The 9,762-nt window shown below is 64.0% G+C and carries 12 protein-coding genes and 1 pseudogene; 7 read left to right on the top strand and 6 right to left on the bottom strand.

From position 1 onward, the window contains the following. Window positions 1-211: 211 nt before the first annotated feature. The 3 genes from PF446_RS11065 to PF446_RS11055 are packed head-to-tail and all read right to left on the bottom strand — an operon-like array spanning window position 212 to window position 3,356. The gene (locus PF446_RS11065; protein ID WP_298071532.1) at window positions 212-1,396 is read right to left on the bottom strand and encodes an HlyD family efflux transporter periplasmic adaptor subunit; all 1,185 of its coding nucleotides are present in this window, start codon (window positions 1,394-1,396) and stop codon (window positions 212-214) included. Next, window positions 1,393-2,895: an efflux transporter outer membrane subunit gene (locus tag PF446_RS11060; protein ID WP_298071530.1), complete on the bottom strand. Its 1,503-nt coding sequence runs from the start codon at window positions 2,893-2,895 to the stop codon at window positions 1,393-1,395. The genes PF446_RS11065 and PF446_RS11060 overlap by 4 nt, the downstream gene beginning before the upstream one ends. Next, window positions 2,892-3,356: a MarR family transcriptional regulator gene (locus PF446_RS11055; RefSeq protein ID WP_298071528.1), complete on the bottom strand. Its 465-nt coding sequence runs from the start codon at window positions 3,354-3,356 to the stop codon at window positions 2,892-2,894. Before PF446_RS11055 ends, PF446_RS11060 begins: the two co-directional genes overlap by 4 nt. A 168-nt stretch (window positions 3,357-3,524) precedes the next feature. Here PF446_RS11055 and PF446_RS11050 point away from each other — a divergent pair, with 168 nt between their 5' ends. From PF446_RS11050 to PF446_RS11025, 6 genes are read left to right on the top strand one after another with little or no spacing between them, the layout of a single operon-like run. Then, window positions 3,525-3,947, top strand: coding sequence for a YeeE/YedE thiosulfate transporter family protein (locus PF446_RS11050; RefSeq protein ID WP_298071526.1), 423 nt, complete (start codon window positions 3,525-3,527; stop codon window positions 3,945-3,947). Further along, the gene (locus PF446_RS11045) at window positions 3,944-4,396 is read left to right on the top strand and encodes a YeeE/YedE family protein (RefSeq protein WP_298071524.1); all 453 of its coding nucleotides are present in this window, start codon (window positions 3,944-3,946) and stop codon (window positions 4,394-4,396) included. Before PF446_RS11050 ends, PF446_RS11045 begins: the two co-directional genes overlap by 4 nt. Further along, the gene (locus PF446_RS11040; RefSeq protein WP_298071523.1) at window positions 4,386-5,276 is read left to right on the top strand and encodes an MBL fold metallo-hydrolase; all 891 of its coding nucleotides are present in this window, start codon (window positions 4,386-4,388) and stop codon (window positions 5,274-5,276) included. The genes PF446_RS11045 and PF446_RS11040 overlap by 11 nt, the downstream gene beginning before the upstream one ends. Window positions 5,277-5,292: 16 nt before the next feature. Further along, window positions 5,293-5,724 carry a TIGR01244 family sulfur transferase gene (locus PF446_RS11035; RefSeq protein WP_298071521.1) on the top strand — a complete coding sequence of 144 codons (432 nt, stop codon included), beginning with the start codon at window positions 5,293-5,295 and terminating at the stop codon, window positions 5,722-5,724. Then, window positions 5,721-6,095, top strand: a complete 375-nt coding sequence (locus PF446_RS11030; protein WP_298071519.1) for a metalloregulator ArsR/SmtB family transcription factor — start codon at window positions 5,721-5,723, stop codon at window positions 6,093-6,095. The genes PF446_RS11035 and PF446_RS11030 overlap by 4 nt, the downstream gene beginning before the upstream one ends. Continuing rightward, window positions 6,092-6,874, top strand: a complete 783-nt coding sequence (locus PF446_RS11025; protein ID WP_298071517.1) for a sulfite exporter TauE/SafE family protein — start codon at window positions 6,092-6,094, stop codon at window positions 6,872-6,874. The genes PF446_RS11030 and PF446_RS11025 overlap by 4 nt, the downstream gene beginning before the upstream one ends. Window positions 6,875-6,887: 13 nt before the next feature. Here PF446_RS11025 and PF446_RS11020 read toward each other — a convergent pair whose 3' ends face one another. The 3 genes from PF446_RS11020 to PF446_RS11010 all read right to left on the bottom strand — a co-directional run bounded on the left by PF446_RS11020 (window position 6,888) and on the right by PF446_RS11010 (window position 9,065). Next, window positions 6,888-7,667 (bottom strand): SDR family NAD(P)-dependent oxidoreductase, encoded by a 780-nt coding sequence (locus PF446_RS11020; RefSeq protein ID WP_298071515.1) that lies wholly within the window; start codon window positions 7,665-7,667, stop codon window positions 6,888-6,890. A 7-nt stretch (window positions 7,668-7,674) separates the two neighbouring features. Continuing rightward, on the bottom strand, window positions 7,675-8,160 hold the full coding sequence (locus PF446_RS11015) for a DUF427 domain-containing protein (RefSeq protein WP_298071513.1): 486 nt from the start codon (window positions 8,158-8,160) through the stop codon (window positions 7,675-7,677). Between the two features lie 320 nt (window positions 8,161-8,480). Beyond that, on the bottom strand, window positions 8,481-9,065 hold the full coding sequence (locus PF446_RS11010) for a DUF1003 domain-containing protein (protein WP_298071512.1): 585 nt from the start codon (window positions 9,063-9,065) through the stop codon (window positions 8,481-8,483). Between the two features lie 302 nt (window positions 9,066-9,367). On the opposite strand from PF446_RS11010, the pseudogene PF446_RS11005 reads away from it, so the two are divergent. Further along, window positions 9,368-9,762: pseudogene (locus tag PF446_RS11005) on the top strand (hypothetical protein); the annotation flags it as partial.

The following is a 9,762-nucleotide window of genomic DNA, read 5'->3' as shown; positions in this document are numbered from 1 at the left end:
TCGAGCACCTGCATGAACGTGGCCAGCGACAGGCCGATCGTGGTCAATGCCAGGTTGGGGGGGCGAAAATGGGTATCCATGGCCATCGGCTGCAACGGTCGGCTGCAGGCATGCGGGAGCGCGTATGCTCGTTGGAGGGCGACCCGTCAGGCGGGTCGTGAAAGGTAGTTTGAGCCGCCGGCTGCGGAGGCAGTCGGCGGCGTTGGGCGGCTCAGTTCCCCTTGTGCCCCATGTTGGCGTGGATGACCCTCTTGATCAGTAGATTGGCGGCGTGCAACTGCCGCTTGTAGACATCGGTGGTGAGTTGCGGTTTGTTTGATGTGTGCTGTGCCAGCACCGGGCCGCTCTTGTCATGCAGGTTCACCGATGCGCTCATGGACAAGCCAATGCGCAGCGGATGCTTGTCGATGTCGTGAGGGTCCAGCGTGATGCGCACCGGCACGCGTTGCACGATCTTGATCCAGTTGCCGGTGGCGTTCTGCGCCGGGAGCAGCGAGAACGCACTGCCGGTGCCGATGCCCAGGCTGGCCACGCGGCCATGGAAAGTCACATCGCTGCCATACAGGTCCGAGACCATCGTGACCTTCTGGCCGATGCGCATGTCGCCAAGCTGGGTTTCCTTAAAGTTGGCGTTCACCCAGACCTGGTGCAGCGGAACCACGGCCATGAGTGGAAGGCCCGGTTGCACCTGCTGCCCGACCTGCACGGTGCGCTTGGCGATATATCCGTCGACCGGCGCCACCAGCGTGGTGCGCACGTAGGCCAGGTAGGCTGCACGCACTTTGGCGGCAGCGGCCTTCACGTCCGGGTGCGAGGCGATCACGGTGTCGTCGACCAGCACCTTGCTGCGATGGTATTGCTGCTGCGCGGAGCTGAGTGCGCTTTTGGCTGCGTCCAGTGCGTCACGGGCATGCGCCAGTTCCTCGGCAGATATGGCCCCGCTGCTGGCCAGGTTCTTGCGTCGCTCGTAGTCTGCACGTGCCTTGGACAGCGCGATCCGTCGTGTCTTCAGGTCGGCTTGTGCGCTCTGCACGTTGCTGAACAAGCCACGCACCTGGCGCACGGTACGCGCCAGGTTGGCCTTGGCCATCTGCAGGTTGACCTCGGCGTCGCTGGGGTCGAGCTTCACCAGCACCTGTCCGGCATGTACCAGGTCGCCGTCTTCCGCGCCGATGCTGACGACGGTACCGGGCACTTGCGGCGTGATCTGCACCACGTTGCCTTTGACGTAGGCGTCATCGGTGTCGGCGTACCAGCGTCCCTCGAATATGTACCAGAGGGTCCATCCGATCGCGACCAGCACGATCACGAGCACCAGCGCGCGCAACAGGAATCCGCGACGGCCCTTGCGCTTGTTTTCGGCGTTGGTTTCAGCGTTGTCCTGTTCGTTGCTCATGGGGTGTCTCGGTGAGAATCGGGGGAAGGCCTGGAGGAGTGGACGGCAGCGGTTTTCAGTTGCAAGCCGCCACCCAGTGCCTGAATCATTTGTATGGAAAGGTCGACCTGCTCGGCATGCAGCGCGTCACGGGCACTCTTGGCAGCCAGCAACTGGTGCTGGGCCCTGAGCACCTGCAAGTCATTGCCGATGCCGGACTGGTAGCGCTGCATCGCCAATGTCCACGTCTCGCGCGCCGCTGTGAGTGCGCTCTGTTGCGCAGCCGTCCGGGACTGCACCGCATGCATGGCGTCGAGCTTGTCGGCAATATCGTCCAGGTCGTTGACCAGGATCTTGTTGTAATGCGCCACGGCCAGATCCCGCTCGGCCTCACGCCCGGCCAGGTTGGCTCGCAGTCTGCCGCCCTCGAAGATCGGCAGACTCACCGCAGGCGCCACCTGGTAGAAGCGTGCCGGCAGCTGAAAAAGCGAGGTGCCGCTACCGGAGGCCAGTCCGGCGAGTGCGCCGATACTGATATTGGGCAGGAAGCGGGTCTTTGCGCGTGCAATGTCCTTGCCGGCGGCCTGCACGCGCAGGCGGGCGGCAACCACGTCCGGGCGGTGGCCCAGCAGTTCGGCCGGCAGCTTCGAGGGCAGGGCCACGGCTGCGGGAGTGAGCGTGGACGGTCGGGCGATCTGGAGGCCGCGATCGGGCCCCTTGCCGAGCAGCGCCGACAGCACCAGACGGGCGCGGGAGACGCCGCGGTCGGCCGCGGCCATGCGTTGTCGCGCCGTGGCCAGTCCGCTGCTGGACTGCTGCACCTGCAGCTGGTTGTCGATACCCGCTGTCAGGCGTTGCCGGGTCAGGCGAAGCACCTTTTTCGCAATATCGAGATCCTTGTGCGCCAGGTCGCGTTGCTCGAAGGCATAGCCGAGATGGGCATACGCACGTGCCACATTGGACGAAATATCCAATCGAGCGGCACGGGCATCGATCGCCGCGGCGCGGGCTCGGCCCACCGCAGCTTCCCATGCGTCGCGCTGGCCACCCCACAGGTCCAGGTCCCAGTTGAATTTCAGGTAGCCGTATTTGACCCAGTTGAAGTGGCCTCCATACGGGGGTGCGATCAGTGTCGTGGGCAGACGCGCGCCGGAGATGCTGGCTCCGGCGCTCAGTTGCGGCTGGTTGGCGGCATCGGCAGCGCCGGCCCGGGCTTCGGCTGCGCGTGCGCGGGCCCGGGCCATGGCGAGGTCCGGATTGTCCTTGAGCGCCTCGTGGATCAGTGTGTTCAGGCGCCGATCACCCAGTCCGGTCCACCAGTCGCCTGCCGGCCATTGGCTTGCCGTCGGTACACCGGAAAAACTGCGTGTGGCCTGCAGTTGGCCGGCTTGGCGAGGCTGCGATGCGGGATGCGGCCCGCCCATGCTGGCACAGCCCGCGAGGGCGGCGGCGAGCGCTGAAAACAGGAGGATCGGGACAATACGCATGGTCGGTGGTCTGGGCGTGAAGGATGGCGTCATGAGGCGCACAGCGCGGCGTGGATACGTTCCAGCGCGCGAAACAGCTGCGCGCGTTCTTCGGTGGTCAATTCATGCTGGGCGCGCTCGAGCGTGCGCTCATGGGACTTGGCAATAAGCTGCCATGTCGCCATGCCCGACTCGGTGACGGCAAGCCGCAGGGCGCGCCGATCCTGTGGATTGGGTTGGCGCACGACATATCCCTTCTTTTCCAGTTGGTCGATCACGCGCGTCATGGCCCCGGCATCGTGCTCCAGGGCGCGAGCCAGTTCGCCAGCGTGCATCGGTCCATCCATGGCCAGGCGCTTGAGGGCCAGGAACTGGGTGTAGCGCAAGTCCACGCCCTGGCGATGCAGTTCGGTTTCCAGCGCGCGAACCAGCTCGTTTCGGACCTGTCCGATCAGCACGCCAAGACTTGGCGGACGGTGTATGACAGGGGCCGGATCGGTTTGCATGCCGCGCATAATATATCCATAGATATAATTGTCAAGGCAAGTTAATGCCCGGAACGCATGATCCGGCACGGCCCGTTCCCGCCGACGAAAAATGCGCTGGTTGCGGACCCGGCTCAGGTTGACACGATGCGCTGCCGACATGAACATGCGTTTCTTCAAATATGCAAAGGTAAGAATATGAGTCCGTGGATCCAGTCCCTTTCGGGTGGCGTATTGATTGGCCTGTCGGCCGTCCTGCTTCTGGCGACACTGGGCCGCATTGCGGGCATCAGCGGCATCGCAGGCGGACTGGTCACGGGGGCGCACGACCGTGCCTGGCGTCTGGCCTTTGTGCTCGGCCTGGTGCTGGCCGGCGGCGTGCTGTGGCTGCTGACCGGGCGTTCCGGTATCGGTTCGCCGCAGGTATCGCTGCCCTGGATGTTGGCGGCGGGCCTGCTGGTTGGCGTCGGGACACGGTTGGGCAGCGGATGCACCAGTGGACATGGCGTATGTGGTATCGCGCGCCTGTCGCGCGTGTCGGTGATGGCGACCGTGGTGTTCATGCTCACCGGCATCCTCACGGTCTACATGATGCGGCACGTTTGGGTGGTGGGCCTGTGAAAATATTGATCATGGCCCTGCTTTCCGGACTGTTGTTCGGTGTCGGCCTGACGCTTGGCGGGATGACGCAGCCCAAGGTCGTGTTGGGCTTCCTGAACGTGTTCGGACACTGGAACCCGCGGTTGGTCTTGGTCATGGGTGGTGCGGTGCTGACCACTGCCATCGGCTATCGCTGGGTCGGAAAAAAACGCAAGCCGCTGTTGGCCGAGGCCTTCCATTGGCCGACCCGGAAGGATATCGAGTGGCGCCTGCTTGGTGGCGCCGCGTTGTTCGGGATGGGTTGGGGCATGGCCGGCTATTGCCCGGGTCCGGCATTGGTCTCGATTGGTGGTGGCCAGCCAGACCTGTGGGCTTTCGTGGTTGCCATGGCCGGTGGATGGTGGCTTGCGGCCCAGTGGTCGGGAAGTACCGACGTCCGACGCGAGAGGGAGGAACAGCATGACGAGTGAGCAACCGAAGGCGCCCGTAGTGCGGGACTTCTTCGACGACGACAGCAATACCTTCAGTTACGTGGTCAGCGATCCGCAGACGGGTCGTGCCGCGGTGATCGACAGCGTACTGGAATACGACCCGGCCTCGGGAAGTACCAGCCATGCCGGCGCTGACCGCATCGTCGCCTACGTCCGTGAACGGAAGCTGGAGGTCGAGTGGGTCATTGACACCCATGTGCACGCCGACCATCTCTCGGCCGCGCCCTACATCAAGGACCAGCTGGGCGGGACGCTGGGCATCGGCGAGCATATTTCCGCAGTGCAGGATGTGTTTGGCAAGCTGTTCAATGCCGGTTCCGGCTTTGCCCGCGACGGCAGCCAGTTCGACCATCTGTTCCACGATGGCGAAACCTACGCGATCGGCAGCATCCAGGCGATGGCCCTGCATACCCCCGGGCATACACCGGCCTGCATGACCCATGTGATCGGTGATGCGGCGTTTGTCGGCGATACCCTGTTCATGCCCGACTACGGCACCGCACGCTGTGATTTTCCGGGGGGCGATGCGCATGCGCTGTACCGCTCGATCCAGCGCCTGTTCGAGCTGCCGCAAAGCACGCGCGTGTTCCTTTGCCACGATTACAAGCCCGAGGGGCGTGATGCCTATGTCAACCAGACCAGTATCGACGCCGAGCGGCGCGAGAATATCCATGTGCATGTCGGCGTGGGCGAGGAAGACTTCGTGACCATGCGCACGGCGCGTGATGCCAAGCTGTCGATGCCGCATCTGATTCTGCCGGCAGTGCAGGTCAACATGCGGGCCGGGCTCCTTCCGCCTCCGGAAAGTAACGGCATGCGCTATCTGAAAATCCCCCTCAATGCTTTCAAACGGGTCTGAAGACCGGGAAATTCCAATGCAAAGCCATGTACTTACGACCCACCTGCGCGTTTCCGGGCAAGTCCGCCCCGAAGACCTGCCCGGACTCGCCGATCTGGGCGTACGCAGCCTGATCAACAACCGTCCCGACGGCGAGGAGAACGGCCAGCCCGAGCATGCAGCACTGGAGACTGCGGCGCGTCGACTGGGAATCGAGTACCGTTACATTCCGGTGGTGCCGGGACAATGGACCCGGGACACGGTGGATGCTTTCGCACGGGCACTGGACGAAATGCCGGCCCCGGTGCATGCGTTCTGCCGCAGCGGCATGCGTTCGACCACCATGTGGGCCCTGCAGGCCTGCGCGATGGACATGCCGGTCGACCAGATCCTGCGGACCGCCGCTCAGGCCGGGTACGATCTGTCCGATATGGAGGGCCGCTTGCGCGAGATGGGGGTCTCCTCATGAACCAGCAGCTCCTGTCGGGATCGCGCGAGTCATGGTCGCAGCGCAATTCGGTCCAAATCATGCAGGACAATGCCGATTCGGCCGTGTCCATGCTCAAGTCCCTGGCCAGCACGCGACGCTTGATGATCCTGTGCCAGCTGTTCGAGAGCGAACGCTCGGTCAACACGCTGGCCGGTGAACTGGGCCTGGCGCAGAGCGTGATCTCGCAGCAACTGGCGCTGCTGCGCCGCGAAGGCATCGTCGAGGCCAGGCGGGAGGCCCAGTCGATGATTTATTCCATCCGCGATCCGCGTGCATTGACCCTGATGTCGGCCCTGTTCACCGCGTTCTGCAGCGACAAAGGGCCGCACGCAGAAGGGACCGGAGCATGATTGCAGATCCAGGGGCCCTGCCGGCAGTGGCGGTGTTTTGCGGCACCCTTGTGGGCTTCTCGCTGGCCTTGATCGGTGGCGGCGGCTCGATGCTGGCGATGCCACTGCTGCTGTATGTGGTCGGCGTCAAGGATCCGCATGAGGCCATTGGCACCGGCGCGCTGGCCGTCTCGCTGAATGCCTTCGCCAACCTGATTCCCCATGCGCGCGCGGGTCATGTGCGGTGGAAGGCCGCCTTTGTATTCGCGCCACCGATGATCATCGGTGCCTGGCTGGGTTCAACGCTGGGCAAGATCGTGGACGGCAAGCATCTGGTGTTCCTGTTTGCGCTGTTGATGCTGGTGGTGGCCTTCCTGATGATCCGGGGTCGGCGCAACAATGCGCAAAGCACCTGGCCGAAACCACACATGCTGCCGCGCTTGGGCGCGGTCGGATTTGGTGCCGGAACGATGGCCGGATTCTTCGGCATCGGCGGCGGCTTCCTGTACGTGCCGGGGCTGATTTTCGCCAGCGGCATGAGCACCATCTATGCGGTCGGCACCTCGCTGTTCGCGGTCGGCACTTCGGCCCTGACGACCTCGCTGAGCTACATGCACTCGGGCATCATGCCCGAGTGGCACATCACGCTGGAGTTCATTGGCGGCGGCATTGTCGGCGGTTGGCTGGGTGCCATGCTGGCCAAACGCCTGGCCAGCACCCGCGGTGCACTGAACCTTGTGTTTGCAGGCGCCCTTGTCGTCGTTGCAGGCTACATGCTCTGGCGTACCTGGCACGGCTGAGCGTACGGTCCGATTACCAGGCGATCGCCGTGCCGTCCCAGGCCAGGAAGCTGCCACTGTCGTGTGGCCGGGCCTGGGCGATGATCTCCAGCAATTGCCTGGCGGCGCGTTCCGGCGTGAACATTTGCGAGGCAGGCACGCGCTTCTGGAACGGTTGCGAGAGTGGCGTGTCGACCGTGCCCGGATGCAGCAGCAGGCAGCACGCCTTGGGGTTGTGGCGGACCAGTTCCAGGGCGAAGGTTTTCAGCAACTGGTTTTGCGCCGCCTTGGAGGCGCGGTAACCGTACCAACCGCCGAGCCGGTTGTCGCCAATCGAGCCGACACGCGCGGAAAGCGAGGCGAACACGCAGGGCTGGTCGTGCCCAAGCAGGGGCATCACTGCCGCGGCGAGCAGTATGGGTGCGAAGGCATTGATCGCGAACACCTGTTGCAGCGAGCTCGCGTTCACCTGGAGCACGCTCTTTTCCGGTTGCAGCTTGCCCTCGTGCAGCACGCCGGCAGCATGGAAAACAAGATGCAGCGCATCGGTCTGGTCGGCAAGCTGCCGGGCCAGAGCAGACAACGCTTTTTCGTCGGTCAGGTCGGCGTCTAAAAGGACAAGCTGCAAGGGCGCTTGCGCAGCCAGCGTGCGCAGTGCTTCGCAGGCGCTCGCGTGTCGCGACACGGCAAAGACACGCGTCACGCCGGAATGGGCCAGCAACTGGCGCACGGCGGCCAGGCCCACGCCGCTGCTGGCGCCGGTCACCAGTACCTGGGCAGGTGGCTGAAGGCCCCGGACCACGGTTGCGCTCATCCTCCGCTCACCAGCCCAGGGTGCCGGGAGCGCCCTTGAACGGACCGCGGACATTGGAGGTGATCCAGCCACCGTAGAAGTCTCCCTCCTGTGCGGTCACCTGCTCGTCATTGACCCAGCAGGCGTCCATCCGACTTGGGTAGAAGGCGACATAACCGGCGATGGGACGGAACGCCGCGCCTGGTTCGGGGTAGCTCCACGCAGCGCGCTTGGAGCGCTGTCCTTTGAGCTCAAGCGTCCAGTAGGATGCCGTACCCTTGAACTCGCACCATGTGTGTCCGATCGCGCGGACCAGGCACCCGTCCACGATGTCGTCCGGCGGCAGGTAGTAGACCGGTGGGTGGCTGGTTTCCAGCACGCGATAGCCGCGCGTGGTGTCGGCAATCACATGATCGGCAAAGACCACGCGCAGGCGCGCACTGACAGGTTCGAGACGCGGTGGCCTGGGATAGTCCCAGACCGATTCGAACACGGGGGTGTCGCGGTCAGACATGCATCGATTCTCCGGGGTAGCGAGCGCCAAAATTGCGTTTTGGGCCATGTCGGGTCGCCAGCCGGGATTGCGTCCACTTGCGAGGTTCCGGTCCGACCCATGCCAAGCCAAACAGCGGTTATACGCGGGCCGCCAGTGATACGGATCTCCACGGGTCATGCGAGAAGTGCATGAACGCGTGGATGGATCTGCTTCGATCAGCGCGCCTGCTCTGGAGCCATTACGTTTGAAAGCAAAAGAAGCTGAAGCCGGGAACCGCGCCTGCACGCAGCAGGGCGTGATCCTGGAGGCGCGTGCGTCCACATTCGATACGCGGGCGATCAGCCGTCGCCCGGCGTCAATCGGGCGTTGAGTGCGGTCAGCAGCATATCCTGGCGACGCATGGTTTCGAGCAGTTCGGACAACTCGCTGTCGCGCAGGGCATTGATCTTCTCGTGCACCTGGAGGATCTCCAGTTCCGCGCGCACGTTGACCTCGTAATCGTTCTTGGCCTGTGCACGGTCGGCCTCGGCCTGACGATTCTGGCTCATCATGATCACCGGGGCCTGCAGCGCGGCCAGGCACGACAGCGCCAGGTTGAGCAGGATGTAGGGGTAGGGATCGAAGGCCGCGCGATGCAGCACAAAGCTGTTGAAGCCCATCCAGGCCGACATCACGAACAGGAACGCGAGGATGAACGTCCAGCTGCCGCCGACTTCCGCCACCTTGTCGGCAAGGCGCTCGCCGAAGCTCATGCTTTGGTCGAATTCGTGCAGTACGTTGCGCGCGATGTGCTTGCGGTTGATGAACCGTTCCACGATCTCGCGTTCATCGGCGGGCAACTTGTCCAGTTCGGTGGTCAGGAGCAGGCGCGCCGTGTTGCGGCGGTCCACCCAGGGTCTTGGGATGCGGTTGCTGAGATTCATGGCGGTATCCGGGTGCGATGCGGGAGCGGTTGCGGCGCCTGCCCGGCGCAGCCTTACAAGTGTACGCCCTGGCCTTGCAGATACCTTACATGCGAGCGGCCTTGAGGCTGCGATACGGGCGCCTATTGTGGCCCCGCCATGGAGGTCCTTGCCTGCATGCAAGGAACGGCCCCCGTGGATGTTTGCCAACGGGTGCAAACTTTCGTCACTTGTATGCGCGAGAAATTTATGAAAAAGATGGTGCCATGTGCCGCGCGAAATGTGTGCAGGGCGTGGCAGTGGATTCGCCAGGGAGAACCGTTGTGACCTTCAAGTTCCGTCATAGCCTGATCATGTTCATTTGCGCGCTGCTGTCGGCGCCGATGCTTGCCGTTGCGGCACAACCGCAGGGTCATCCGAAGGACCCGTTCGCGCAGTTGCACGTACGTGACCTGGGTCCGGCGGTGGCCGGCGGGCGCGTTTCCTCCGTGGCCGGTATCCCGGGCGATCCGCTGATCTATTACGTGGGCGCGGCGGCCGGTGGCGTGTGGAAGACCAGCGACGGCGGCGAGAGCTGGAAGCCGATCTTCGAGCACGAGGCCAGCGCGTCCATCGGTGCCATCGCGGTGTCACGCTCCAACCCCAGCGTGGTCTGGGTGGGTACGGGCGAGCCCAACATCCGCAACGACATCATGGACGGAGCCGGCGTCTACCGCTC

The organism is Oleiagrimonas sp., assembly GCF_027858935.1.
GTDB lineage: Bacteria > Pseudomonadota > Gammaproteobacteria > Xanthomonadales > Rhodanobacteraceae > Oleiagrimonas.
The sequence above is the reverse complement of the archived record's forward strand: the minus strand, read 5'-3'. Positions and strand labels throughout refer to the sequence as shown.

Coding starts and splice junctions, on each gene's coding strand:
- PF446_RS11055 (WP_298071528.1), bottom strand. CDS start 3,356: ATGCGCGGCATGCAAACCGATCCGGCCCCTGTCATACACCGTCCGCCA.
- PF446_RS11020 (WP_298071515.1), bottom strand. CDS start 7,667: ATGAGCGCAACCGTGGTCCGGGGCCTTCAGCCACCTGCCCAGGTACTG.
- PF446_RS11025 (WP_298071517.1), top strand. CDS start 6,092: ATGATTGCAGATCCAGGGGCCCTGCCGGCAGTGGCGGTGTTTTGCGGC.
- PF446_RS11040 (WP_298071523.1), top strand. CDS start 4,386: ATGACGAGTGAGCAACCGAAGGCGCCCGTAGTGCGGGACTTCTTCGAC.
- PF446_RS11035 (WP_298071521.1), top strand. CDS start 5,293: ATGCAAAGCCATGTACTTACGACCCACCTGCGCGTTTCCGGGCAAGTC.
- PF446_RS11010 (WP_298071512.1), bottom strand. CDS start 9,065: ATGAATCTCAGCAACCGCATCCCAAGACCCTGGGTGGACCGCCGCAAC.
- PF446_RS11015 (WP_298071513.1), bottom strand. CDS start 8,160: ATGTCTGACCGCGACACCCCCGTGTTCGAATCGGTCTGGGACTATCCC.
- PF446_RS11050 (WP_298071526.1), top strand. CDS start 3,525: ATGAGTCCGTGGATCCAGTCCCTTTCGGGTGGCGTATTGATTGGCCTG.
- PF446_RS11060 (WP_298071530.1), bottom strand. CDS start 2,895: ATGACGCCATCCTTCACGCCCAGACCACCGACCATGCGTATTGTCCCG.
- PF446_RS11030 (WP_298071519.1), top strand. CDS start 5,721: ATGAACCAGCAGCTCCTGTCGGGATCGCGCGAGTCATGGTCGCAGCGC.
- PF446_RS11065 (WP_298071532.1), bottom strand. CDS start 1,396: ATGAGCAACGAACAGGACAACGCTGAAACCAACGCCGAAAACAAGCGC.